Genomic DNA, 24,061 nt, shown 5'->3' on the forward strand with positions numbered 1-24,061 from the left:
TGATCACGCCGCCTCTGCGAACCAGTCGCCGAACAGATGCGCCGAAACTGCCGCATTCAAGCCGAGATCGCGGACGCATGCCGAGACCGAGGCTCGATAGGCGTCATTGACCCCGCAGCGCTCCAGGATTTGCAGCTGGGCTTCGCTCACCGATGCCGTCGCGCGGCGCTGGTAGCGATAGGCGCTGTCGGACGTATGCAGATTGGGCACCTTGTAGATCGTTGCCTCGCTCGGGAAGATGACCCGCGCGTTGTTTGCCTGCACGTCGCCGGGCTCTCGCCACGACGTCACGGCATTCTCGGTGAAGCTGCCGGAAAGGCCGAGGCGGTCGAACAGGACACGCACCGACGACAGCGCTTCCTTGCTCACCTCGTAGACATAGTGTGTGACGGGAACGCCTTGCTGCCGGGCGTAGCTTGCCACGCGGGCCGCGCTGAGTGCGGCGAGGACATAGTGCTGCAGCAATGTTTCGGCGGGCGCGCGCGAGATCAGCTTCTCGAGCCACGATGCCAGCGAGCTCGCCGGCTCGCGATCGAGCATGATGAGATGCAGGCGATCGCGCGGGTAGCCGGCTTCGATCAGGAGCTGCAGCGGATTGAACAGGCTCTCGGCGAGCACGTAGGGTCCGATCGTCTCCTTGCTGAAGATGTGCGGCTCGTCGCTCGCCGGGGGGATGACCCAGGGTGTCAGCGTGCGGCCGACGAGCGCGTCACGCAGCATCGCCTTCAGCGGCTGATAGTACGAAGGCATGCCGGTCATGCCGAACAGATTGCTGAGAGCGGTCGACCCGACCCGGGCTTTGCCGCATGCGAAATAGAGCGTCGGAAAGTCGTCCGCCGGGCGACGCTGGAAATCCTCGGCGAGGCAATTCGTCACTTCGCGCATCAACGTCGCGAGGGTGACGGTTCTGGTCTGGAATTCGCCGACTGGCGAGAGCAGCATGGTGTCGAGGGAACTATGTTGCTGCCGAACGAGATCGGCCAACCGTTCGAGCGAATCGGCTGAGGTAGTGTCGATGTTCATGTCGGGGGACCCACTGCAGGGAGTTCCACGAGCAATTGCCCATGGGATGAAAGACAATCTATAGTTGATGAAGGTGCCGGACAATTCCGGGTAATCCCGGAGGTTCGACGGAGGCGCAGGTGGCGACGGAGCTTCGTCCGTCGCCACCATGCAGCTTCACGCTGCGCGGACGGTGTTGAGGAACTTCTCGACTTCCGTCTTCAAGAGATTGCTTTCGCTCGACAGTGAGCGCGCAGACGCCAGCACCTGTCCCGACGCCGCGCCGGTCGCGCTCGCACCATGACTGACCTGCGCGATCTTGTCGGCGACCTCGACGGTTCCCTTGGCGGCTTCGCTGACGTTTCGTGCGATCTCGGCCGTGGCCGCACCCTGCTCCTCGATCGTCGCGGCGATGGTCGTCGAAATGTCGGAGATGCGGGCAATGGTCGCGCTGATTTCCTTGATCGCCCCGACGGAGTCCTCGGTGGCCGATTGCATGCCCGCGATCTGCGCGCTGATTTCCTCGGTCGCCCGCGCGGTTTGCGCCGCGAGCGCCTTGACCTCGCTCGCCACGACGGCGAAGCCGCGGCCGGACTCGCCGGCACGTGCCGCTTCGATCGTTGCGTTCAGCGCCAGCAGGTTGGTCTGTTCGGCAATGGCAGTGATCAATTTGACGACGTCGCCAATTCGGCCCGCCGCCTTCAGCAGCTCATTGATCCGGACGTCGGTGCGCTCGGCCTGCCTGACCGCTTCGCCGGCGATGCGGCTGGAATCGTGGACCTGGCGGCCGATCTCGACGACGGAGGTGCTCATCTCTTCGGCGGCAGACGCCACGGCGCCGACATTGGTGGAGGCCTCCTCCGAGGCGGCTGCGACCATTCCGGAAAGCTGCTGAGTCTCTTCCGCGGTTCCCGACAGCGTACCGGCGGCGGCTTCGAGCTGTTGAGAGGCGGCCGACACGGAGTTGATGATGCCGCCGACCGCGGCTTCGAACACGCCGGCAAGCTGCGCCATCTCTTCCTTGCGCTGAGCGGCCGCGGCGGCTTCCAGGTTCCTCTGCTCGGCCTCCATCTGCTCGATACGGATCAGATTCTCCTTGAAGGTCTGAGCGGCGCGAGCGTTGTCGCCGACCTCGTCGCCACGACGCGTGTAGGGGATCTCGACAGCCTTGTTGCCGCCGGCAAGCTGGAGGAGCACGTCGCCGATGCGCCGGATCGGCCGGGCAATGCTCAGCACGGAGAACATGGCGGAGCCGACCAGCATCAGAACGACGAACACACCGATGACCAACGCGAAGCTGGCGACGCGATCCAGCTCGGTGAGCATCTCGCCCTTGCGGCGCGCGGCGAATTCGTTGGCAACGCCGACCAGATCGTCGATGCGTTTGCCGACCTCCTGGGCTGCCGGACGCATGCGTTCTGCAAGGATGCTGACCTTGGTCGATTCGGCTGCAGCCTTGGCGCTGCCGGGAGCGGCGGCGATGAGGGTCTTTTGAGCCCCGGCCAATTCGATGCCGCTGGCTAGATACGCATCGACAAATTTTCTGGTCTCGCGATAGGCATCCTGGGTGACCTTCCGGGTGGCCCGGTCCGCCGCGGCATCGATTTCCATGCCGGCTTCGCCGGCTCGCGTGCGAAGACTCTCGAGGAGCTTGTCGACTTCGCCGGCTGACGAAGCGGAACCGATCTCGGCCGCTGCGAATTGCGCGCGCGCCATTGCGGTCTGCGCTGCCTGCGCATTGCCCTTGTTGAGATAGTTGATCGAGACCAGACGATTGGATTCGGCAATCGACCGGTTGCCGAGCATCTGATTGGTCAGCATGCCGCAGACCAGCACAATGCTCACACCCGTGACGACGCCGAGCTTTGTTCCAATGCGAAACGTGAACGACCCCACCGCAACCTCCCCTTGCATTTCCGTATAACAGGATTCGCAACCAATGATTGAGAATTGGGAAAGATTCGCGGGCCTCCAGTAGAACTACGGCGATCTATTCGACTAAGGAATTTTCTTGCATGCGCGCACATCGATCTGGTTCCGTTATGTCTGCACGCGTGCTTTTAGTTCCTCCGACTGTGTCCTAGCGTGAGCTGATGCGTTTGCAGGATCGACCCAACTCCTATCGGCCGCAATTTGGAGGTTCGCCGTTCGGTCGGCGCTTCTCCGGACTGTTGCCGTGGATGTTCGTGGTGGGCATCGCGGTCGCGATCGTGCTCACCTTTCGCCATGGAACAGACTGGCTTGCTCCACGCGCCGATGACGATCGCGCTGGTGATGCCGAGGTCGTGCTCAAGCAGTCCGGCCGGTCCGATGCGCGCGAGCCGGTTGACGTCATACGCACCATCGACGGCGATACGTTTGTCGCGCGCGTTCGTCAGCGCGATGGCCACGATCTCGTCGTGCGCGTTCGGCTGCGTGGCATCGATGCGCCTGAACTGAAAGCGTCCTGCCAGGAGGAGCTGGACAAGGCGGAAGCCGCGGCCCGCGCATTGCGCGATCTGCTCGGCCAGGGCGGCGTCACCATCAGCAATCTCGGCCCTGACAAATACGGCCGCGTGCTCGCCGATGTGGCGACACGTCGGACGGCGAACGTTTCAGCGGCATTGCTCGCCGGCGGTTTTGCGCGGAGCTACAATGGCGGCCATCGCGACGGCTGGTGCGCGCGCGGCTGGCGCTTCTGGTAACAAAAAAGCCGCGTCCGAAGACGCGGCCTTTTTCTGTGTTGCCTGATCGCGGCGATCAGCGCGTCACGACCACCGTCGTGCCGACGGAGACGCGGCCGTAGAGGTCCGTGATGTCGTCGTTGAGCATGCGGATGCAGCCATAGGAGACGAAGCCGCCGATCGAGCCCGGCACGTTGGTGCCGTGGATGGCATATTCGCCGCCGGCCAGCGTCATCGCCGCAACGCCCATCGGGTTGCGCGGCGAGCCGCCCGGAATCATGTCGGGGATGCTCGGCTTGTCACGCTTGACCTCGGCCGGCGGGGCCCAGGCCGGGTTGCGATATTTCCCGTCGATGCGCGTCGTGCCGGCCCATTGCTTGCCGGACTTGCCGACGCCAACCGGATAGCGCACGGCCTGGCCGTTACCGATGATGAGATAGAGACGCCGTTCGCTGGTCTTGACCACGATGGTGCCCGGCGAATAGTCGGCCAGGTGGGTTCCCACCATTTCCGGTCGCGCCTGCGCTGCCGTCGTCGTCACGATTCCCGCCCCGATGGTGGCGGCCAGCGCCACCGCAATCCTCATCGACATCGATTTCCCCCTTGCCCCAAAACGGATCGTCCAAAATCACGCAGAACCCGGCAATCGCCGCCGCGCCCAGTCCTTGTTAGGGGACATTCTTAACCGCGCCCGTTAACCGGATGGTTTCCACGCGCGGCCAACGAGGGCCGGCCAGCAGGGGGAACAAAGGAAATGTTCGAAATAAAGTAAATGACCTGAAAACAACACTCGGCGGGAAAGATGCGGCCGCGCCCCCGCGCCCGCTGACAAGCGCGTGAGGGATGTGAACGGCTGTTGTTGTCGGGGAGCCCAACACCCGCTCTCGTGTCCCGGACAAGCGCAGCGAAGCGAAGCGCCGATCCGGGACCAAGTTCTTCCTGTTTGGCAAGATTGGCCCCGGCTCAGCAGCGCAGCGCTGAAGGAGCGCTGCGCTGCTGAGCCGGGGCACGAGATCGGAGCCTTACGCCGGCTTCCGGTTCTGCCGGTTCTGGACGAGATCGTCGACCACGGCGGGATCGGCCAGGGTCGAGGTATCGCCGAGGCTGCCCGGCTCGTCCTCCGCGATCTTGCGCAGGATGCGGCGCATGATCTTGCCCGAGCGGGTCTTCGGCAGGCCCGGCGCGAACTGGATCTGGTCCGGGGAAGCGATCGGACCGATCTCCTTGCGCACCCAGGTGACGAGCTCCTTGCGCAGATCCTCGGTCGGCTGCACGCCCGCCATCAGGGTGACATAGGCATAGATGCCCTGCCCCTTGATGTCGTGCGGGAAGCCGACGACGGCCGCTTCCGACACCTTCTCATGCGCGACCAGCGCGCTCTCGACTTCCGCGGTGCCCATGCGGTGGCCGGAGACGTTGATGACGTCGTCGACGCGGCCAGTGATCCAGTAATAGCCGTCGGCGTCGCGCCGGCAGCCGTCGCCGGTGAAGTACTTGCCCTTGTAGGTCGAGAAATAGGTCTGCTCGAAGCGGGCATGGTCGCCATAGACGGTGCGCATCTGGCCGGGCCACGAGCGCGTCAGGCAGAGATTTCCCGATGTCTCACCCTCCAGCACCTTGCCGTCGGCATCGACGATTTCAGGCAGGACGCCGAAGAACGGCTGCGTCGCCGAGCCCGGCTTCAGCTTGGTTGCGCCCGGCAGCGGCGTGATCAGGATGCCGCCGGTCTCGGTCTGCCACCATGTGTCGACGATCGGGCAGCGATCGTCGCCGACGACGCGGTGATACCACTCCCAGGCTTCGGGGTTGATCGGCTCGCCGACCGAGCCGAGCAGGCGGAGCGAGGCGCGCGAGGTCTTCTTCACCGGCGCGTCGCCGCCCTGCATGAGCGCGCGGATCGCGGTCGGCGCGGTGTAGAAGATATTGACCTTGTGCTTGTCGATGACAGTCCAGAAGCGCGAATTATCCGGGTAATTCGGCACGCCCTCGAACATCAGCGTGGTCGCGCCGTTCGCCAGCGGCCCGTAGAGAATGTAGCTGTGGCCGGTGACCCAGCCGACGTCGGCGGTGCACCAATAGATATCGCCTTCGTGATAGTCGAAGACGTATTGATGCGTCATCGAGGCGAACACGAGATAGCCGCCCGAGGTGTGCAGCACGCCCTTGGGCTGACCGGTCGAGCCCGAAGTGTAGAGGATGAACAGCGGATCCTCGGCGTGCATGTGCTCGACGGGGCATTCCGTCGTCACCATCGCCGCCGCCTCGTGATACCAGAGGTCGCGGGTCGGGTTCATGTCGATCTTGCCGCCGGTGCGCTTGACCACCACGACCCAGTCGACGCCATCGGCCTTGGCGAGCGCCGCGTCGACATTGGCCTTCAGCGGCACCCTCTTGCCACCGCGCAGGCCTTCGTCCGCGGTGATGATGACCTTGGACTGGCAGTCGTTGATGCGCTGGGCGAGTGAGTCCGGCGAGAAGCCCGCGAACACCACCGAGTGGATCGCGCCGATGCGCGCGCAGGCGAGCATCGCATAGGCCGCTTCCGGAATCATCGGCAGGTAGATGGTGACGCGGTCGCCTTTCTTGACGTTACGGGTGCGCAGGATGTTGGCCATCCGGCAGACCTCGTCGTGCAGCTCCTGGTAGGTGATGTGCTTGGACTGCGAGGGATCGTCGCCTTCCCAGATGATCGCGGTCTGGTTGGCGCGCTTGGCGAGATGCCGGTCGATGCAGTTGTAGGCGACGTTGAGGATGCCGTCCTCGAACCATTTGATCGAGATGTTGCCGGGTGCAAAGGAGACGTTCTCGATTTTCGTCGGCGCGTGCATCCAGTCGACGCGCTTGGCCTGCTCCGCCCAGAATGCGTTCGGGTCCGAGATCGAGCGAGCGTACATCTCCTGGTACTTGGCCTGGTCGACCCAGGCGCGCTTCGCCCATTCCGCGGGGACGTCGTAGATCTTCTCGGACATGCTTTCCCTCCACATACGGCAGGCCGAACGCTAGCGACTGGCGAGCCGACTTGATCATTGACTGATTATGCGTCGGGCTAACCGGACCCGACAAGGAGCACAAGCTGGACCTTCGGCGGGCCGCCGGCCATGCGGAAGATCAAGCTCCGCAACTGCGACTGTCGCAGTTGTGAAACAAGCGGGCGGATGGTTTTGGCGGTCCCACGGTTCTGCGGAATGGGCCGGTGCAGGGGCCTCATGCGCCGTAGGAGGTATTTAGAAACCGCCTCTCACTGATTCGGGACTCGCAATACGGTTCGGAACACCCTAAATGGCCAACCCGGGTCCGGAGAGACCCTTCGGAACAAAAATCAGAACCGCGGCATTGACCGGTAACAGACAGGGCTAAGGCATAAGGCTATGATGGATCAGCAGAATATCGGGACGATGCGGCCCGCTTCCGCCGATCCTGCGGGCATTGCGCTGGCCAAGGCCCTCGGACAATGGCCGAAACCGGCCCCTTTCCGGCGTCCGAGCCCGAAAAAGACCTACGATACGGCCCCGGCGGCGACGGTTGAGGCGCTCGCCAAGGAGCTCGGCCTGAGGCTTGGTGACCAGAACGAGCTGACCATTCGTCGCATCAAGCGCGGCAAGGGTTATTCCTTCGTCCGCCCCAACGGCGCCCATATCCGTGACGCCCGCACCATCCGCCGGCTGCACGCCATGGCGGTGCCGCCGGCCTATCGCGAGGTACGCTACTCCGCCGATCCGAGCTTGCATCTCCAGGCCGTGGGCCGGGATGCGGCCGGCCGGCTGCAATATCGCTATCACGCCGATTGGGAGAAGGTCCGCGAGCACCGCAAGGCGCATCGTCTGGAAAAGCTCGTCGGCGCGCTGCCAAAAATCCGGCGCAAGGTCTCGGCGTTCCTGTCGGGCGACGAGCCGACACGTGAGTTCGCGCTCTCGGCCGTGATCGAGCTGATCGCGCGCACCGCGATCCGCCCCGGCAACGAATCCTATGCCCGCCTCAACGGCACCCGCGGCGCCACCACGCTGCTCAAGTCCAACGTCACGCTGGAAGACGATTGCTTCGTGCTGACCTTCAAAGCGAAGGGCGGCAAGGCGGTGCGCAAGGAATGCGATGCCGCCAAGCTGGTGCGCGCCATCGGCATTTTGCAGAGCGTTCCGGGCAAGCGCATGTTCCAGTATCGCGATGCCTACGGCATCGTGCGCGCGGTCAGCACCACGCAGGTGAATGCGTTCCTGCGCGAGATCGCCGGCATCAAGATCTCGCTGAAGGATTTTCGCACGCTGATGGCGTCCGCCGTCGTCGTGGAATCGCTGTCGCGGATCACGCCGGCGACCAGCCAGCGCGGCCGCAAGAAGCAGGTGCTGGATGCGATCCGCGCCGCCGCGGACAAGCTCTCGAACACGCCGGCGATCTGCCGCAAGAGCTACGTCCACGACACCATCGTCACTGCTTTCGAGGACGGCATCCTCGAGCGCTTCGCCGCGACCATGAAGGGCCAGCGCTCCCAGGCGCGGCGCGAGCAGCTTCTGCAGCAAGTGGTTGCGACCGCCGCGGTGTAGCCGCACGGCGCCGTTGAGCAGATATAGAGCCCGCCGATATCGTAGCCCGGATGGAGCGCAGCGTAATCCGGGGTCTTTCCAAGCGGCGACTTTCCCGGATTGCGCTGCGCTCCATCCGGGCTACGGCAGCGGTGATTCAAATCCCGCCCATCTTGCAGACGAGCTTCCACTCCTCCGCCGTCACCTTCTGCACCGACAGGCGCGAATATTTTACCAGGTCCATCTCGGCGAGCTTCTTCTCTTCCTTGACCGCTGCCATCGTCACAGGATTCTTCAGGGGCTTGTCGGCCTTGAGGTCGACGCAGACGAATTTTTCGGTCTTGTCGGTCGGATCGGGGTAGGCCTCCTTGATGATCTCGACGATGCCGACGATCTCCTTGCCCTCGTTGGAATGATAGTAGAACGCCTTGTCGCCCTTCTTCATGGCGACGAGGTTCTGGCGCGCGGTGTAATTGCGCACGCCGGTCCACGCTTCGCCCTTGGCGCCCTTCGCCACCTGCTGGTCCCACGACCAAACCGATGGTTCGGATTTCACCAGCCAGTACGCCATGCTCATTCCTCAGACTTGAAGGGACGCGTCAGCAGCCCCGAGATCGCCGCGTCGATCGTGCTTCGGCCGCTCAGGATCGAGGCGACCGCTTCTGATACCGGCATCTCGATGCTTTGCGAAGCCGCGAGTTCGATCAGCACGGGCGCAGTGAACTCGCCCTCGGCAAGCTTGCCGGCGGGCGGCTGCTCGCCGCGGCCGAGTGCAAGGCCAAGCGCGAAGTTGCGTGATTGCGGGCTCGCGCAGGTCAGAATGAGATCGCCGAGACCGGAGAGGCCGGCGAGCGTTTCGCTGCGCGCGCCGAGCGCGCGACCGAGACGCGTGAGTTCGGCAAAGCCGCGGGTCGTGAGCGCAGCCTGGGCGGAGGCGCCGAGCTTGCGGCCGACCGCGATGCCGACGGCGATCGCCAGCACGTTCTTGGCGGCGCCGCCGATCTCGACACCGCGGATGTCGGTGGAGTGATAGGGACGGAATGTCGGCGAGCCCAGCGCCTGCACCAGGCTGCTCGCGAGCGCTTCGTCCTTCGCCGCCAGCGTCACCGCGGTCGGCAGGCCGCGCGCGACGTCGTCGGCAAAGCTCGGGCCCGACAGGATTGCCGGCTGCGCGCCCGGTGCCGCCTCGGCAATCACGTCGGTCATGAATTTGTGGGTGCCGTGTTCGATACCCTTGGCAGAGGCAATGATCGGAACCGGTCGTGTCAGATGCGAGGCCAGCATGTTGACCGCGCCGCGCAGATGCTGCGCCGGTGTGGCGATCAACAGCATCTCCGCGCGCGATGCCGCGGCGAGATCGCTGGTGACGATGATTTCAGGGGCGATCCGCACGCCGGGCAGCCGCGGATTGTCGCGCGTCGATGCGATCCGCGCGGCATGCTCGGCATTGCGCGCCCATAGCGTCACGGTGCGCCCCGCCCGCGCCGCCACGGTCGCCAGCGCCGTGCCCCAGGCACCCGCCCCGATCACCGCGACGGATTGGAACGTCGACATTGCTAGTATCCCGCTCGCGTCTTGCCGTAGCCGGCCGGCGCCGTTGCGTTGGCGTCGAGCAGCCAGCGTGCGCGCGGCTGCGCGTCCATCGTGTCGGTCAGGCCGAGCGCGAGGCGTTCTGCGCCGGCCCAGGCGATCATCGCGCCGTTGTCGGTGCAGAGCTCCGGCGGCGGCATGATCAATTGCGTCCCGGCTTGTCGTGCGACGTCATCGAGGGCGCCGCGGATCGCCTGATTGGCGGCGACGCCGCCGGCTGCGACCAGGGCGCGCGGCGCGCCGAACTTTTCGCGGAACAGCCGCAAGCCCACGCTGAGCCGGTCGGCCGTCGAATCCAGCACCGCGGCCTGGAAGCTCGCGCAGAGATCGCTGATGTCCTGCGGCGTGATCTCGGTCAGCCGGCTCGCTTCGGTGCGGACCGCCGTCTTCAATCCCGACAGCGAGAAGTTGGCATCGGGGCGCCCCTGCATCGGTCGCGGAAGCGCGAAGCGCGTGGCATCGCCGCTTATAGCTTCGCGCTCGACCTGCGGTCCGCCGGGATAAGGCAGCCCCAGCATCTTCGCGACCTTGTCGAAGGCCTCGCCGATCGCGTCATCGACGGTGGTGCCGAGCCGCACATACTCACCGACGCCGGTGACGGCGACGATCTGGGTATGGCCGCCGGAGGCGAGAAACAGGCAATAGGGAAATTCGAGCCCGTCGGTGAGGCGCGGCGTCAGCGCATGCGCCTCCAGATGGTTCACTGCGATCAGCGGGGTGTCGTGCACCATCCCGATCGCTTTCGCCGTGGTGAGTCCGACGATGACGCCGCCGATCAGGCCGGGCCCCGCGGCGGCTGCGACGCCGTTCAGCTGCGCGAAGCCGATGCCGGCCTCACGCATTGCGCGATCGACGATGCCGTCGAGCAGGTCGACATGGGCGCGGGCGGCAATCTCTGGCACCACGCCGCCGAAGCGGGCGTGTTCCTCGATCTGCGACCGCACGATGTTGGACAGAATCTTCCCGCTGCCGTCGCCCGCGCGCTCGATCACCGCCGCGGCGGTCTCGTCGCAGGTTGTTTCGATGCCCAGTACCAGCATTGGCGAATTGTTATCCAATTTGCGCCCTTCTCATCCCCCTTGCGCTCATCCGCAAAGCAGAGTTCTGGTACGTCCGGTAGCATTCCGGGGCCGGATTGCGCAATCGTCACGCGCAATCATCCCGGTGATACGTCGCCGCTAATTGGTTCGGGAACACCCGCGATGTCCATCCTTGTCACACGGCCGCATCCCGACAATGAGGCGACGGCGGAAAATCTGCGCGCGCGGGGGCATGCGGTCCTGCTTGCGCCGGCGCTCAAATTCGAGCCGGTCGCCTTCCATGACAAGAGCGAAGCTCCCTATGCCGCCGTCATCGTCACGTCGGCCAACGCAATCCGCGCCGTCGCGCCACAATTACGCGACCTTGGCCTGCTGGAGCTGCCGCTGTTTGCGGTCGGCGAGCATACGGCCGCAGCGGCGCGCGATGCCGGCTTTGCCGAGGTGATCGTCGCCGGCGGTGATGCCGCGTCGTTGCGCGGCAAGGTGGTTCAGTGCGCGCGCGACAAGGTGCTGAAGAAAAAAAGCACGCTGCTGTATCTGGCGGGCGCGGACATGTCGCGCGACCTCGGCGGTGAACTCGGCGCGGAGGGCTTCTCCGTGGTCACGCAGACCACCTATCGCATGGTCCCGGTCAAGCACCTGCCGCGCGAGGTCTGCGAGGGCTTTGCCGCCCACGGGGTCGAGGCGGTGCTGCACTACTCCCGTCGCAGCGCCCGGGCATTCCTGGATGCGGCCCGGGACGAAGGCGTCGAAATCTCGGCGCTGGCCATACCGCAATGCTGCCTGTCGGAAACGGTTGCGACGGCGCTGCGAGAGGCTGGCGCGTCGCAGGTTCTGGTCGCCGCGACACCGGACGAAAATGCCCTGTTTACCACCTTGGAGCGTGCGTTGCGCACCCGTTTGGCGTAAGAGGTCGAGCCGAATCCGACGTAATCGGGTCCGCTTAAGGACCTGTGCCAGGTATGCAAGTGTGAGGAACCGTCACGATGGCCGACGACAAGCCGGAAGACGCAGGATTGGCACCCGACAACGGTCGTGCCAAGCGCACTCCGCCCACGATCGACCTCGAAGCCACCGAAGTCTCGACCCAGCCGCAGGAGGTCGCGGTCGAACCCGAGGCCTCGCCGGCGCCGGACCATGCCGAGCCAGAGCAGGCCAAATCCGACCAGATTGACGCAGAGCCGGAGCGTATCGATGCGCGGGCTCCCGCGGCGCCGATATCGCCCTGGGTCGTCGCACCGCTCTCCGGCGTTGCCGCCGCGGCAGTCGTGATCGCAGTCGGCTGGATGCTGGGCTGGCCCGCCGTGCAGGCTCCGCCCGCGGCGCCGCAAGTCACGAGCACGACGGTCGATGCGCTGAGCGGCCGCGTCGCCGCAGTCGAAGCCAAGGCCGGCAAGCCCGTCGCCGATCCGGCCATGGCGGCGCGGATCGACGCGCTGGAGAAGTCCGCAAACAGCCTGCGTAGCGACATCGCCAATCTTCGCGCGCAGTCCGACAAGGCAGCGAGCGCGCTGAGCGATACGAAAGCCGCGCCGGCCGCCGCAGCGCCGGATATCGCCGCGCTCACCGACCGCCTCGCGCAGCTCGAGCGCGCCAGCAAGACGGAGCGGGCTCAGCTTGCGCAGCAAAGCGAGAAGATCGCCGACGCAAAAGCGAAGGACGACAAGCCGCTGCGCTTCGTCGTGGCGGCCGCCTTGCTCGACGTCGCCGTTCGCCATGGCGACCCCTATCAGTCGCAGCTGTCCGCGGCGCGTTCGCTCGCTGCCAAGCCTGACATGCTCAAGCCCCTCGATGCCTTTGCATCGTCGGGTATTCCGACCCCGGTCGCGCTGAGCCGCGAGCTACTCGCCATCGTGCCGAAATTGTCGCCGCCGGCGGAAGCTACGGCCGCGAACGCCGGCATCGTCGAGCGTCTCCAGGCCGGCGCGTCGAAACTCGTCCGGATCGAGCGCACCGACGGGGTCGGCAACGATCGCGGCGCCATCGTCTCACGCGTGACGGCTGCGGTCGTCCGCAACGATTTCGTGGAAGCCCGGCGCGAGCTCAAGACGCTGCCCGAGGCGGAGCGCGCACCGGCGCAGGCTTGGCTCGACAAGGCCGATGCGCGCGACGCCGCGCTCGCCGCCTCGCGCAAATTTGCCGACGATGCCATGGCGGATCTCGCCAAATCCGATGCGGCCAGACCTGCTCAATAAGATTCGCGCAACAATCGGCGCGTAATAGGGATTGTCATGCTTCGCATCGTCCTCTTCCTCGTCCTGATCGCGCTGGCGGCGGCCGGCGCCGCCTGGGTTGCCGACCAGCCGGGTGATCTCGTCCTCACCGCGGGCGGTTTGCGCCTCTCGACGACGTTTCCGAGATTCGTGTTCCTGCTCGGCTTGTTTGCCGCGGCGGTCGTGCTGGTCTGGAGCGTCCTGACGATGGTCTGGCGCACGCCCGGGCGCCTGCGCCGCCGCCGCCACGACAAGCGCCACGCCAAGGGACGCCACGCCATCACCCACGGCCTGCTTGCGATCGGTCATGGCGACACCGCGCTCGCCCGCCGTCACGCCGAGGCGGCGCGGCGACACGCGCCGAACGATCCGCTCGCGCTGCTGCTGCACGCGCAGTCGGCGCAGCTCGAAGGCAATCGCGACGAGGCGCAGCGCGTCTTCCGCGCCATGGCCGAACGCGAGGACACGAGGCTGCTCGGCCTGCGCGGCCTGTTCATCGAGGCGCAGCGCGCCGACGATGCGGTCGGAGCCGTGATGATCGCGGAGGAGGCGATCAAGCTGTCGCCGTCCTCGACCTGGGCCTCGCATGCGGTTCTCGGCTTCCGCTGCGCGCGCGGCGACTGGAGCGGTGCGCTCGCGATCCTCGATTCGAATCTGTCCGCGGGCCTGATCGACAAGCCGGCCTATCGCCGTCAGCGCGGCGTGCTGCTCACGGCGCGTGCGCTCGAATTGGAAACCATGGACCGCGACGTCGCGCGCGAGAGCGTGATGGAGGCAATCAAGCTGGCGCCGACGCTGGTGCCGGCCGCGGTGCTCGCCGCGAAGTTCGAGAGCGAGGCGCATCAGGTGCGCCGCGCCATGAAGCTGGTCGAGGCCGCCTGGCTCGCCAACCCGCATCCCGATCTCGCGGAAGCCTATGCTCACGTGAAGCTCGGCGATTCCGCGCGGCAGCGCCTGCAGCGGGTCGAAACGCTCGCGGCCAAGACATCGGCCGACAGACCGGGCCATGTCGAGGGCCAGCTCGCGATCTCGCGCGCCGCGATCGATGCTGCCGAGTTCGCCCGCGCGCGCGAGGTGCTGGCGCCCTACATCAATGATCCGACTCAGGGCGTCGCGTTGCTGATGGCCGAGATCGAGCGCGCCGAGCATGGCGATAGCGGCCGTGCCCGCGCCTGGACCTTGCGCGCGGTGCGCGCCCGCCACGATCCGGCCTGGACCGCTGATGGTTATGTCAGCGATCGCTGGCGCCCGGTCTCGCCGGTCACCGGTCGCCTCGATGCCTTCCAGTGGCAGACGCCGGTCGCCAGCCTGCCCTCCGACAGGGGCACCACGATCGAATCCTCCGCCTTCGAGGAAGCCATGCTGGCGGCCCCGCCGCCGAAGCGCGTCACGGTGGTCCCCAGCGACAGCCCGGCGGAACCGGTCGTAACGGCCCCAGCCCCGGAGCCGGCCGCTCAGGACAATTCGCCGCCGATTACCAAAGAAGAGCCCGTTGTTGCGACCGCTGAGCCGGTCCAACCGACCCCCGAGCCCGCCGAATCAACACCTCCGGCGGCAACGCCGGTTTTCCGGACCCGCGCCGACCTCGGCAAACCCGCGCCGGCGCCGATTCCCGCGGTCATCCCGATCGTCCGGGCCCCCGACGATCCCGGGATCGACGACGAGGGTCCGAGCGATGAATTTACGGAACAAATCGGCACGCCCAAGGCCCAGGCCGGCGGCTGGCGCGGATTCTGGTCCCGCTGGGGCGCGTGAGCCGCATTTCGAAGCCGGCTTGTCCTTGCCAATTCGGGCCATGCCCGATATCAGGAGCGCGTATCGGGGCCGGCATCGCCTTGGCCCCGGCAGGTTCGCCGCAATAGCTCAGTTGGTAGAGCACGTCATTCGTAATGACGGGGTCGGGGGTTCGAATCCCTCTTGCGGCACCATCGCCTCGTTCCATCCGGTCCTAGCAAGCCTGCGCTCTGCTCGCTGAAGTTGGCTCGCGCGCGTTGCGCTCCGCCCTTGTGTCACTACGATGCGCTGTCGATGAACGCGCGTAACGGGACAAGTGGTGGGTACGGAGACGAGAGCCAGAACGGATTGGGACGCATGGCTGCGGATTTCCGGCCTCGTCATTCTCGCCTCAGGCATCACCGCCATCGTCGCGTCGAGATCGCTCGAAGCCTCACGGCTGCACGGGCGGTTGTCGGTTCCTCCGCTTTATGACGACGTCTCCTATTTTCTGGACGCCATCAGATGGATGAATGCTGTCGGAGACCAGGGCATCGCCGCCAGTGTGTGGAATCTGCTTCACCACCACGCGCCGTTCTCGACGATGGTGGCGATCACAGGGTTTGCGCTGTTTCCCGGCGGCTTCATCGGGCCTTATCTCGTCCACGCCGTGGCGGTCTTTGCGTTTCTGCTCGGGATCGTCTGGCTGACGTGGCGGAGGTCTGTGTTCGAGATCGCGGCGTGCCTAGTTGCGGTCTCTTGCGTACCGGTGCTGTGGCACACGGTGACCGAGGCGCGACCGGATCTGCCCTCGGGTCTTGCCATTGGCCTTGCCGCCGGGGCGATCGTTCGCCGCGGCGTGCTCGATCGCAGCGCACGTGCTCTGGCCGGCCTCGGCGTTGCCTGCGGACTGGCCGTCAGCATCAAGCCGACTGCGTTCTTTGCCGCGCTCGCCCTGCTGGGCAGTTCATTTGCGATTCGGCTGTTCGCGGATTGCTTGACGGCGGGCGGATTGCGCATCTCGATCCGCAAGGCACTCGCTGCGCTGCTGTGGTTCGTGCTGCCGCTGCTTGCGACAACGGCCCTCTTGATCGGGCCCGCTCTGGTCGAGACCGTCACCTATATCCTTCACGTCTTCGTCGGTCAGCGAGACCTCTGGACGACAGGCGAAAGTTTCTCGGCCGGTTTGCTGCGCTTCTCGATCGGCGGAGAAGGTCAGTTCGGCCTGCATTATTGGTTCGCCATCGGGACGGGTCTGATGCTGCTGCGCCTCGTGCTCGCGGCTATCTGCGGAAACGCCGCGCTGCGCGACGCCGTCGTTCTGCTCGCTTCCGTGCTGATCGCCTATGCCATTCCCTCCGTCGCGGCGATCAAGACTTATTATTTCGGCGCGATGTTCTATGGTGTGTTCATTGTCGCGATGGCTCTGAATGGCTGCGCCAGCCTGGCGCTGATCGAAGAGCTGCTCGCCCGCTTCGGCCTCCGCAACGACATCCGCATCTACCTTCTCACGGCCGGCCGGGTGCTGGCGCTCGCATTCGTTCTCCAGCTCTTCCTCAGGCATGTCGTCATCGGCCAGATCAGCACTGCGACCCCGCTGAGCGCGCAGCAGCAGGATAGCATCCGCCTTGCGACCGGACGGCTCTGGTCGGTGCTGCGCGAACTCAGGCCGGAAACGCCCGGTCCGCTCTATGTCGGCTTCTCCAGCCCTTATCCGGTGACGTCGGCGACCATCCAGCTCTACGCGGCGCAGGCGAAGATGAATCTCGTCGTGCGCGACGAGCTGTATTTTCGCAGCGCGAAGGAAACGGGCGACGCGTTGCTGCGCTCGGAGATTCTCGTGCTCTCGAGCTCCATCCCGCACACGCTGGTGGGGCCGCGCGTCGGCGATGAGCTCATCAAGCGCATGGACGAGGAAAAGGGAATCTGTCTGCTCGACAGCATGAGCTTTCCGGATGTGACCTTGCGGGTCTATCGGCGCGGGTGTTGACGGCCGCCGGCCGGTTCGAAAATGCGCCGTGCCAATGTGAGGCCAATCACTTAACCCCTGACGTCTTGCCCGTAATATCCCGGTCACGCAAACACGGGGAGATTTCACATGCGCAAGATCATTCTGGTTGCCGCCATGGTCCTGGCTTCCGCCTCGGCCCAGGCAGACGGCTCCCGCAGCTTGTCACTGTCCGCGGCGGGCGCCCAGGCTCCCGCTCCACTGACCACGCAGACCTCTGCGACCACCCCCGCGCCGCAGGCGAGCGAAGCTGCGCCGGTCACCGAGGCGCCGAAATATTCCGATCGTCCGCCGGCCGTGTCGCTCTCCGCGCCAGCCACTCCGGCCGCTCCGGTGGTGAGCGCGCCCGTGACCACCCCGGCACCGGTCGCGACAACCAGGCCCGCTCCGAAAAAGACGGTAAGGGCCGACAAGCCGAAGTCCAAGCACTGGACCGAGCGCCGTATCATCGGTGAGCTGCACCGCCACGGCATCTATTGGTAAGCCGTTCGCCACAAGCAAATGGCCGGGCGAAAGCCCGGCCATTTCACAAGAGTCCTGGATTGGATCGAAGGTGTTTACTGCGACACCGTCTGCACGACGCTCGAGATCGGACGCGTATTCGTGCTTGCGGTCGGCACCTTCATGTCCTTCATCAGCGCTTCGTCGTATTCCGGGAGCGACTGCAGCGTCGTCTTGGCCTTCATCTGCACGACCTTGTAGCCGCCGGCCTTGAGGCGCGCGAGCAGCGCCGGCAGGGCGATGCCGGTGTTCTTCTGGAAGTCGTGCATCAGGATGATGCCCTTGCCGAGCTTGTCGAGCCGCGTCATCACCGTCTCGATGATCTTCTCCGGCGTCGCGCCCTTGCGGAAGTCGAAGGAGTCGACATCGGTCGAGAACATCGCGACGTTGCGGGTGCCGAAATAGCTCACGATCCCCGGATTGTGCTGGAGCTGCGGGAAGCGGAAGAACGGTGCGGGGTTGGCACCGAGCGCGAACTTCACGGCGCTGATGCCCTTCTCGACCTCGTCCTTGGCCATCTGCTCGGTCATTTTCTTGCCGTTCAGATTGACATGCGACCAGGTGTGCGTGCCCACCGTGTGGCCCTGGGCCAGCACCTGGCGCAGGATTTCCGGGTGATAGGTGGCGTGCTTGCCGACCGAGAAGAACAGGCCCTTGGTGCATTCATCCGCGAGTGCCTTCAGCACGTTCGGAGTGTTCACGGGCCAGGGACCGTCGTCGAAGGTCAGCACGACCTCCTTCTCGGTGAGGAAGTCGAATTGCTTGAAATGATCGAAGCCGAAACCGGGGCCGCCGGTGGTGTCGATCTCGACCACGCGGGAGACGCCGAGTGCATTCGGATTGGCGCAAGCCTGCTTCGGCTGCACCGGCATGACGGGAGCGGGCGTCGGCGCGGGGGCCTGGGCAAGCGCCGCAGGCTTGTCCGCGATCGCCGCGGTGGTCTGGACGTCATCCCTGGCGGAGAGCTTCGCCTGTGCCGGCAATTGATCGGCAGCACGTGCGGCAACAGTCTTGGGGGCGCCCTGATCGGCGCGCGAGGAATAATAAAACCAACCGCCGGCGGCGATCACGACCGCCGCAACTACACTGGCCAGCATCAGGCCCAACGCATTACGCATCGCTACTCTTTCCAATTACGCAACCAAACCTGCGGAATTTCCCGCGCGACGCGCCATTAATGCGAAGTAACAGTTAACGTGACACCAACACGACGGCGGTTGCGGAGGAATTTCAGGTAGCTGCACGAACGTGACCGAGGTCACAGTCGGGGTGCGGCACGTGATGGTGGTCACAGTGGAAACTGTTTTCCTGGAGCATCGTAGTTCCCATCAACAACGGGCGCCGTTACGGCGGCGCCAATGGGAGCTTCAAATGACCAAGTCCACTGAGACCAAGTCCTTCTCTGCCAGTATCCGCGACACCAGCTTGGCGCTGGGCTTTGCCGCCATCGTCTCGATCGTTTCGACGACCTCCAGCTTCGCCTTCTCGGCCGAGGCGCAGCAGATGTGCACCGGCGATGCCTTCCGCCTGTGCTCGTCGGAAATCCCCAACATCCCGAAGATCACGGCGTGCATGATGAAGCATCGCTCCGACCTGAGCGCCGGCTGCCGCGCGGTGATGGACAAGGATCTCGCCAAGGGCGCCTCGCGCAAGGTCGCTGACGCCCAGGACAGCCAGTAACGGCGCGCAACGACATCGTTGCGTCGGTTTAGCTCCCCTCGCGATGTGCCCCGGCCTTGTGCCAGGGCCACGCGGCGGCAGGCCTGCGGCTCGCAATAAAGCCGTTGCAGCCCCGGGATCGTCGCACTAGCTTCCCCGCACATCTTTCCGGGTATGAGGCATTACGCGATGACCAGATTTCTTTTCGTTGTTTCTTTGCTCCTGTGCGCGTCCGCAGCGTCAGCGCAACAGCAGCCTGGCCATGATGCCTGCGCACGCGACGTCACGCGCTTCTGCCGCGCCGTGATGAACAATGGTGATGGCGCCGTGCTCGCCTGTCTGAAAGAGAACCGCACGCGGATCAGCAAGGGCTGCGACAAGGTGCTCAAGGATCACGGGCAGTAGTGATTCTCGTAGCCCGGATGGAGCGAAGCGAAATCCGGGAAAGTGCTTCATGCAGAAAAGCCGCCCCAGATTGCGCTTCGCTCCATCCGGGCTACGCAGCGACCTACGTGCTGCTTCCCGCCGCGGTCGCGACCACCGGCAACACCTCGGCACTCGCACGATCCGGCGTATCGTCCTTCCAGCGCACCGAGCCGAACGGGCGCTCCAGCATGCGGCGGATCCGCACCGGCTCGGGGCCGATGTGGAAAGCGATCGCCTGCTGATGCAGCGCGCGCTCCGACTGGGTCGAGCGATTGCGCTGACGCAAATAGTCGAACCAGGTCGGGCAGTGATAGCGCTCGGTCCACAATTCCGGATCGGCGATGTCGCGGGCGATCGACCAGCCATAGGCGCCGTTGCGCTGCCGGGAGAGCTGCACGTCCTGCATGACGTTGTGGAAGGCGCGCGCGTTCTCCTGCGCGACGCGGTATTCGATCTCGACCACCAGCGGGCCGCTGCGGCCCGTCAGCGACAGCCTCACCTCGGGATCGGCCAGCACGTCGGCATCTTCGTTGCGGGCGCCGACGCGCGGCATGGTGAGCCAGAATCCGAGCAGCGGCGAGATCAGCATCAGGCCAGACGCAGTGAGCAGCGCGACCTCGACGCCGGCATAGTCGGTGAGATGGCCCCAGCCCCAGGCGCCGATGGCGATGCCGCCTGATATCGAAGCCTGGAACGCCGCGAGCGAACGGCCGGCGACCCAGCGCGGCGCCGAGAGCTGCACGCCGATATTGAACAGCGCCACCGCGGCCATCCAGACCGCACCGGCCAGCACCAGCGCCGCTGCCGTCAGGACCGGCTCCGTGCTGAGGGCGAGAGCGGCCATCGCGAACGCCATCGAGAGGGTGCAGGCGCGGATCGCGGCCTCGCCGCTCATGCGCTTGCGCAGTTCGTGGATGTTGAGCGCGCCGACGACGGCGCCCATGCCGAACGCACCGAGCATGATGCCGTAAGTCTGCGCGCCGCCATGCAGCAAGTCGCGCGCGACCAGCGGCATCAGTGCCATGATGGCGCCGCCGATCAGGCCCATCACCAGCGTGCGCAACAGCACGATCTTGATCGGCGGCGAATTGGTGATGTAGCGGAAGCCCGAGACCATGGCGCGGTTGAGCTTTTCCCGCGGCAGGCGGGAAGGCTCGGTATTGCGCCGCCACAACAGCAGCACGACCAGCAACGGCAGATAAAGGATCGCATTGCAGGCAAAGGCGGCCACCGCGCCGAGTGCCGCGACGATGACGCCGCCGACCGCGGGACCGAAGCTGCGCGCGATGTTGTAGCTGATGCCGTTGAGTGCGACGGCCGACGGCAGCGAATCGGGCGGCACCTGCTCGCTGACCGAGGCCTGCCACGCCGGACCGAACAGCGCGTTGCCGCTGCCGACCACGAAGCAGAAGGCCAGCAGCAATTCCGGGGTGATGAGATCGAGCCCGGCCAGCACGGTCAGCGCCGTTGCGCCGGTCAGCGCGATCATCAGGGAGACCAGCGTGACGATACGGCGGTCATACATGTCGGCGATGGCGCCGGCCGGCATCGAGATCAGCATGATCGGCAGCATCAAGGCGGTCTGCACCAGCGCCACCTTGTCGGCCGAGGCCGCCATCTGCGTCATTGCCCAGGCCGCGCCCACGCCCTGGATCAGCAGGCCGAGATTGGAGAGCAGGCTGGCGAGCCAGATGCGCCGGAACACGGTGTACCGCAGCGGCGCGGTGATGCCGTCGCCGGCGAATTTCTGACGGTTCGGCTGCTCGGTCATATCCCCTTCCATTTGGGCTGGCAGAAGTGGGCTTGAGGTGGGCTTCGGGCGATTCCGGCAAGTTCAGTGATGCCTGCGAAAGTCCTTCGCTGTCCAGTGGTTAGGCCGCTATAAGCGGTGCAAAGAGGCGGTTTGCCGGGGAGGAACAGATGAAGTTGTCGCGACGGATGATCTTGCTGGGGGCTGGCAGCTTACCCTTCGCAACTGCGAGCTTGCGGACGGCGGCATTCGCCCAGACTGCTTCTGCCGCGCCGGGCAATGAGGTGCCGCCGGTTCTTTTCGTTCACGGCAATGGCGACTACGACGCGCTCTGGATGACGACGCTGTGGCGGATGGAATCCAACGGCATCGCCCGCGATCGCATGATGGCGATCAATTTCACAGACCCCAATGCGCGCAGCGATGACAAGGTCGAGCAGGCGAACCGCTCCTCGACCGAGGACCAGCGCCGCGAGCTCACGGCTGCCATCGCCGAATTGAAGCGCCGCACCGGTGCGGCACGCGTGGCTTTGGTCGGCAGTTCGCGCGGCGGCTATGCGATCCGCAACGTCATCAAGAATGGTGGCGCCGGCGACGTCAGCCACGCCGTGCTGTGCGGCACGCCCAATCACGGCGTGTTCGCGACCGACGACCAGCCCAACAACGAGTTCAACGGCCGCGGCACGTTCCTGCGTGGTCTCAACGAAGGCGAGAGCGAGGTGACGCCGGGCGTTGCCTTCCTCACCCTGCGCAGCGACGGCATGGACAAATACGCCCAGGCTGACGGCCGCTTCATCGGCAAGCCCGGCACGCCGACCGGCGTCACCAATGAGGGGCCGGAGCTGAAGGGCGCCACCAACCTCGTGCTCGGCGCGCTCGACCATCGCGAGGTGGCGTTCCACCCGCGCGCCTTCCGCGAAATCTACAAGTTCATCGCCGGACGCGAGCCCGCGCGCATCGCCATTGTGCCGGAGGCAAGCATCAAGCTGAGCGGCCTGGTCACAGGCACGCCCGGCGGCGTCTCCACCAATCGCCCGGTGGCGGGTGCAACCGTCGATATCTTCCGCGTCGATCCTGATACCGGTGAGCGCAAGGACGGAGCAGTCTACAGTGCACAGACCGGCGCCGACGGCCGCTGGGGACCGGCGCAGGTCGAGCCGTCCTGGGCGCTCGAATTCGTCCTGACGTCGCCGGATGCGCCGACGACGCATATCTATCGCTCGCCCTTCCCGCGCTCCTCCGACGTCGTGCATCTGCGCGCCGCGCGCCCGCTCGCGGCCGCCGACAAGGACGCCGGCGCGGTCGTGATCATGTCGCGTCCGCGCGGCTATTTTGGCCTGCCGCGGGATGTCGTTCTGTTCGATGGCAAGGAGCCGGCCGACGTCAAGCCGGGCGTGCCTACGGATTCGGCAGCGACCTTGCGGCTTCCAATCAGCGAGGTTGGGCGTAACATCGTGGCCCAGTTCGGTGAAGAACGGATTGTGGCACGGGCCTGGCCTGCCGCCGAGAACAGGATTGCGATCGCCGAGCTGACTTACTAGCTGTTTGCCTGCGTCACATCTTGCGGGAGAGAGCCATGAACATCGCCAGCGTGCGTCGGCCCATCGTCCCTCCGGCTCCCCCGCGTGCGCCCGACGACATGTCGTTCTTCGGCCGGCTCGCCGTGATCCGGCACAACATGATCGCGACCTGGGGGCAGCGCGCCTATGAGGAAGACGTCATCAAGGGCCGCTTCTTCCTCCACGACAGCTTCATCCTGAACCAGCCGGACGCAATCAGGCACGTCCTGCTGACCAATTACGAGAACTACACGCGCACGCCGGCAGGGATCCGCATGCTGCGCCCCGTGCTGGGCGACGGCCTTCTGATCGCGGAAGGTCATTCCTGGACGTTCCAGCGCCGCACGCTCGCGCCGGCATTCACGCCGCGCGCCACCGCAAACCTCGTCCCGCACATGACGGCGGTGCTCGACGAGACCATCGCAAAGCTGGATGCGCGCTCGGGCGAGGAGGTCGACCTGCGCGAGATCATGCAGCGCATGACGCTGGAGATCGCCGGGCGCACGATGTTCTCGTTCGGCATGGACCGCCACGGCGCGACCTTGCGCAACTTCATCATGGAATATGCCGCACGGCTGGGGCGGCCGTATTTCCTCGACATGCTGCTGCCGGTGTCGTGGCCGAGCCCGATGGATTTCGCCCGCGCCCGTTTCCGCAAGCGCTGGACCGAATTCGTCGCGATGCTGATCGCCGAGCGGCGCGCCGCCGGCAAGAAGGACGGTGCGCCGCCGCGCGACCTGTTCGATCTCATGGACGCGGCGCGCGATCCCGAAACCGGCAAGGGCTTTTCCGACGAGCAGCTCGTCGACGAGGTCGCGACCATGATCCTCGCCGGTCACGAGACCACGGCGACGGCGTTGTTCTGGGCGCTCTATCTGCTCGCGCTCGATCCGGAGACGCAGGAGGAGGTCGCCTCCGAAGCGCGCGGCGAGCATCTCGACAGCATCGCCGACATCGACCGGCAGAAGTTCACCCGCGCGGTCATCGAGGAGACGATGCGGCTCTATCCGCCGGCATTCCTGGTCGCGCGCGCCGCACGCGAGAAGGACAACGCGGCCGGCGTCGCGATCGGCAAGGGCGACATCATCATGATCGCGCCCTGGCTGCTGCATCGGCACGAGAAGCTGTGGGATCAGCCGAACGCGTTCATTCCAAAGCGCTTCATGTCCAAGGAAGCGCCCGATCGCTTCGCCTATTTGCCGTTCGGCGCAGGTCCGCGCGTCTGCATCGGCGCGCCGTTCGCGCAGGCCGAATCCGTGCTGGCCTTGGCGCGGCTGATCGGCGCGTTCCGCGTCGAGCTCGCCGATCAGGCTACTCCCGTGATCCCGCTCGGCGTCGTCACGACCCAGCCGGACCACTCACCCATGTTCCGCATCACGCGCCGGTGACAGGCCATTGCCTGGCCGGCGGCGTGATGCAT

General features: G+C 65.6%; 20 protein-coding genes and 1 tRNA gene. 12 read left to right on the forward strand and 9 right to left on the reverse strand.

Translation table 11 applies throughout. The features are described from left to right. Positions 1-3: 3 nt before the first annotated feature. The gene (locus QRQ56_RS14420) at positions 4-1,023 is read right to left on the reverse strand and encodes a sulfotransferase family protein (protein WP_438740891.1); all 1,020 of its coding nucleotides are present in this window, start codon (positions 1,021-1,023) and stop codon (positions 4-6) included. Positions 1,024-1,179: 156 nt separating this feature from the next. Continuing rightward, positions 1,180-2,916 carry a methyl-accepting chemotaxis protein gene (locus QRQ56_RS14425; protein ID WP_438740893.1) on the reverse strand — a complete coding sequence of 579 codons (1,737 nt, stop codon included), beginning with the start codon at positions 2,914-2,916 and terminating at the stop codon, positions 1,180-1,182. A gap of 179 nt (positions 2,917-3,095) precedes the next feature. Between QRQ56_RS14425 and QRQ56_RS14430 the strand changes: the two genes are divergently transcribed. Continuing rightward, positions 3,096-3,686, forward strand: a complete 591-nt coding sequence (locus QRQ56_RS14430; RefSeq protein WP_438740894.1) for a thermonuclease family protein — start codon at positions 3,096-3,098, stop codon at positions 3,684-3,686. A 55-nt stretch (positions 3,687-3,741) separates the two neighbouring features. On the opposite strand, the gene QRQ56_RS14435 is transcribed toward QRQ56_RS14430, so the two are convergent. Beyond that, complete coding sequence (locus QRQ56_RS14435) at positions 3,742-4,257, reverse strand: L,D-transpeptidase (protein ID WP_438740895.1); 516 nt, start codon at positions 4,255-4,257, stop codon at positions 3,742-3,744. A gap of 430 nt (positions 4,258-4,687) precedes the next feature. Beyond that, positions 4,688-6,634 (reverse strand): acetate--CoA ligase, encoded by a 1,947-nt coding sequence (acs, locus tag QRQ56_RS14440; protein ID WP_438740897.1) that lies wholly within the window; start codon positions 6,632-6,634, stop codon positions 4,688-4,690. A 399-nt stretch (positions 6,635-7,033) separates the two neighbouring features. On the opposite strand from acs, the gene QRQ56_RS14445 reads away from it, so the two are divergent. Further along, entirely contained in the window at positions 7,034-8,203 is a 1,170-nt protein-coding gene (locus QRQ56_RS14445; protein ID WP_438740899.1) for a DNA topoisomerase IB, read from the forward strand. Positions 8,204-8,339: 136 nt separating this feature from the next. On the opposite strand, the gene QRQ56_RS14450 is transcribed toward QRQ56_RS14445, so the two are convergent. The 3 genes from QRQ56_RS14450 to tsaD are packed head-to-tail and all read right to left on the reverse strand — an operon-like array spanning position 8,340 to position 10,812. Further along, entirely contained in the window at positions 8,340-8,753 is a 414-nt protein-coding gene (locus QRQ56_RS14450) for an EVE domain-containing protein (protein ID WP_438740901.1), read from the reverse strand. A 2-nt stretch (positions 8,754-8,755) separates the two neighbouring features. Next, on the reverse strand, positions 8,756-9,736 hold the full coding sequence (locus QRQ56_RS14455; protein ID WP_438740904.1) for an NAD(P)H-dependent glycerol-3-phosphate dehydrogenase: 981 nt from the start codon (positions 9,734-9,736) through the stop codon (positions 8,756-8,758). Between the two features lie 2 nt (positions 9,737-9,738). Further along, the gene (tsaD, locus tag QRQ56_RS14460; protein ID WP_438740906.1) at positions 9,739-10,812 is read right to left on the reverse strand and encodes a tRNA (adenosine(37)-N6)-threonylcarbamoyltransferase complex transferase subunit TsaD; all 1,074 of its coding nucleotides are present in this window, start codon (positions 10,810-10,812) and stop codon (positions 9,739-9,741) included. 162 nt (positions 10,813-10,974) lie between these two features. Between tsaD and QRQ56_RS14465 the strand changes: the two genes are divergently transcribed. From QRQ56_RS14465 to QRQ56_RS14490, 6 genes are all read left to right on the forward strand, one after another. After that, positions 10,975-11,721 (forward strand): uroporphyrinogen-III synthase, encoded by a 747-nt coding sequence (locus tag QRQ56_RS14465; RefSeq protein ID WP_438740908.1) that lies wholly within the window; start codon positions 10,975-10,977, stop codon positions 11,719-11,721. A gap of 77 nt (positions 11,722-11,798) precedes the next feature. Next, complete coding sequence (locus tag QRQ56_RS14470) at positions 11,799-13,007, forward strand: COG4223 family protein (RefSeq protein ID WP_438740909.1); 1,209 nt, start codon at positions 11,799-11,801, stop codon at positions 13,005-13,007. 36 nt (positions 13,008-13,043) lie between these two features. Beyond that, on the forward strand, positions 13,044-14,780 hold the full coding sequence (locus tag QRQ56_RS14475) for a heme biosynthesis HemY N-terminal domain-containing protein (protein ID WP_438740912.1): 1,737 nt from the start codon (positions 13,044-13,046) through the stop codon (positions 14,778-14,780). 97 nt (positions 14,781-14,877) lie between these two features. Further along, positions 14,878-14,953, forward strand: a tRNA-Thr gene (locus tag QRQ56_RS14480). A gap of 125 nt (positions 14,954-15,078) precedes the next feature. Beyond that, positions 15,079-16,728: a hypothetical protein gene (locus QRQ56_RS14485; protein WP_438740913.1), complete on the forward strand. Its 1,650-nt coding sequence runs from the start codon at positions 15,079-15,081 to the stop codon at positions 16,726-16,728. Positions 16,729-16,836: 108 nt separating this feature from the next. Further along, complete coding sequence (locus QRQ56_RS14490) at positions 16,837-17,229, forward strand: hypothetical protein (RefSeq protein WP_438740914.1); 393 nt, start codon at positions 16,837-16,839, stop codon at positions 17,227-17,229. 74 nt (positions 17,230-17,303) lie between these two features. Here QRQ56_RS14490 and QRQ56_RS14495 read toward each other — a convergent pair whose 3' ends face one another. Next, entirely contained in the window at positions 17,304-18,365 is a 1,062-nt protein-coding gene (locus QRQ56_RS14495) for a polysaccharide deacetylase family protein (RefSeq protein ID WP_438740915.1), read from the reverse strand. 253 nt (positions 18,366-18,618) lie between these two features. Here QRQ56_RS14495 and QRQ56_RS14500 point away from each other — a divergent pair, with 253 nt between their 5' ends. Both QRQ56_RS14500 and QRQ56_RS14505 read left to right on the forward strand, forming a co-directional pair. Beyond that, positions 18,619-18,927 carry a hypothetical protein gene (locus QRQ56_RS14500; protein WP_438740916.1) on the forward strand — a complete coding sequence of 103 codons (309 nt, stop codon included), beginning with the start codon at positions 18,619-18,621 and terminating at the stop codon, positions 18,925-18,927. Positions 18,928-19,095: 168 nt separating this feature from the next. Then, positions 19,096-19,311 (forward strand): hypothetical protein, encoded by a 216-nt coding sequence (locus QRQ56_RS14505; protein WP_438740919.1) that lies wholly within the window; start codon positions 19,096-19,098, stop codon positions 19,309-19,311. A gap of 103 nt (positions 19,312-19,414) precedes the next feature. Here QRQ56_RS14505 and QRQ56_RS14510 read toward each other — a convergent pair whose 3' ends face one another. Then, positions 19,415-21,103 carry an MFS transporter gene (locus QRQ56_RS14510; protein WP_438740921.1) on the reverse strand — a complete coding sequence of 563 codons (1,689 nt, stop codon included), beginning with the start codon at positions 21,101-21,103 and terminating at the stop codon, positions 19,415-19,417. Positions 21,104-21,252: 149 nt separating this feature from the next. On the opposite strand from QRQ56_RS14510, the gene QRQ56_RS14515 reads away from it, so the two are divergent. Both QRQ56_RS14515 and QRQ56_RS14520 read left to right on the forward strand, forming a co-directional pair. After that, the gene (locus tag QRQ56_RS14515; protein WP_438740923.1) at positions 21,253-22,623 is read left to right on the forward strand and encodes a hydrolase; all 1,371 of its coding nucleotides are present in this window, start codon (positions 21,253-21,255) and stop codon (positions 22,621-22,623) included. Positions 22,624-22,658: 35 nt separating this feature from the next. Then, on the forward strand, positions 22,659-24,029 hold the full coding sequence (locus QRQ56_RS14520; protein ID WP_438740924.1) for a cytochrome P450: 1,371 nt from the start codon (positions 22,659-22,661) through the stop codon (positions 24,027-24,029). Positions 24,030-24,061: the final 32 nt, after the last annotated feature.

This window comes from Bradyrhizobium sp. U531, assembly GCF_051710265.1.
Classification (GTDB): Bacteria; Pseudomonadota; Alphaproteobacteria; order Rhizobiales; family Xanthobacteraceae; genus Bradyrhizobium.

Excerpts from the sequence above, each read along its gene's own strand:
- QRQ56_RS14425 (WP_438740893.1), bottom strand. The coding sequence starts at position 2,916 with ATGCAAGGGGAGGTTGCGGTGGGGTCGTTCACGTTTCGCATTGGAACA.
- QRQ56_RS14475 (WP_438740912.1), top strand. The coding sequence starts at position 13,044 with ATGCTTCGCATCGTCCTCTTCCTCGTCCTGATCGCGCTGGCGGCGGCC.
- QRQ56_RS14520 (WP_438740924.1), top strand. The coding sequence starts at position 22,659 with ATGAACATCGCCAGCGTGCGTCGGCCCATCGTCCCTCCGGCTCCCCCG.
- QRQ56_RS14510 (WP_438740921.1), bottom strand. The coding sequence starts at position 21,103 with ATGACCGAGCAGCCGAACCGTCAGAAATTCGCCGGCGACGGCATCACC.
- tsaD (WP_438740906.1), bottom strand. The coding sequence starts at position 10,812 with ATGCTGGTACTGGGCATCGAAACAACCTGCGACGAGACCGCCGCGGCG.
- QRQ56_RS14505 (WP_438740919.1), top strand. The coding sequence starts at position 19,096 with ATGACCAGATTTCTTTTCGTTGTTTCTTTGCTCCTGTGCGCGTCCGCA.
- acs (WP_438740897.1), bottom strand. The coding sequence starts at position 6,634 with ATGTCCGAGAAGATCTACGACGTCCCCGCGGAATGGGCGAAGCGCGCC.
- QRQ56_RS14445 (WP_438740899.1), top strand. The coding sequence starts at position 7,034 with ATGATGGATCAGCAGAATATCGGGACGATGCGGCCCGCTTCCGCCGAT.
- QRQ56_RS14420 (WP_438740891.1), bottom strand. The coding sequence starts at position 1,023 with ATGAACATCGACACTACCTCAGCCGATTCGCTCGAACGGTTGGCCGAT.
- QRQ56_RS14515 (WP_438740923.1), top strand. The coding sequence starts at position 21,253 with ATGAAGTTGTCGCGACGGATGATCTTGCTGGGGGCTGGCAGCTTACCC.
- QRQ56_RS14465 (WP_438740908.1), top strand. The coding sequence starts at position 10,975 with ATGTCCATCCTTGTCACACGGCCGCATCCCGACAATGAGGCGACGGCG.
- QRQ56_RS14435 (WP_438740895.1), bottom strand. The coding sequence starts at position 4,257 with ATGTCGATGAGGATTGCGGTGGCGCTGGCCGCCACCATCGGGGCGGGA.
- QRQ56_RS14430 (WP_438740894.1), top strand. The coding sequence starts at position 3,096 with ATGCGTTTGCAGGATCGACCCAACTCCTATCGGCCGCAATTTGGAGGT.
- QRQ56_RS14455 (WP_438740904.1), bottom strand. The coding sequence starts at position 9,736 with ATGTCGACGTTCCAATCCGTCGCGGTGATCGGGGCGGGTGCCTGGGGC.
- QRQ56_RS14490 (WP_438740914.1), top strand. The coding sequence starts at position 16,837 with ATGCGCAAGATCATTCTGGTTGCCGCCATGGTCCTGGCTTCCGCCTCG.
- QRQ56_RS14470 (WP_438740909.1), top strand. The coding sequence starts at position 11,799 with ATGGCCGACGACAAGCCGGAAGACGCAGGATTGGCACCCGACAACGGT.
- QRQ56_RS14495 (WP_438740915.1), bottom strand. The coding sequence starts at position 18,365 with ATGCGTAATGCGTTGGGCCTGATGCTGGCCAGTGTAGTTGCGGCGGTC.
- QRQ56_RS14450 (WP_438740901.1), bottom strand. The coding sequence starts at position 8,753 with ATGGCGTACTGGCTGGTGAAATCCGAACCATCGGTTTGGTCGTGGGAC.
- QRQ56_RS14500 (WP_438740916.1), top strand. The coding sequence starts at position 18,619 with ATGACCAAGTCCACTGAGACCAAGTCCTTCTCTGCCAGTATCCGCGAC.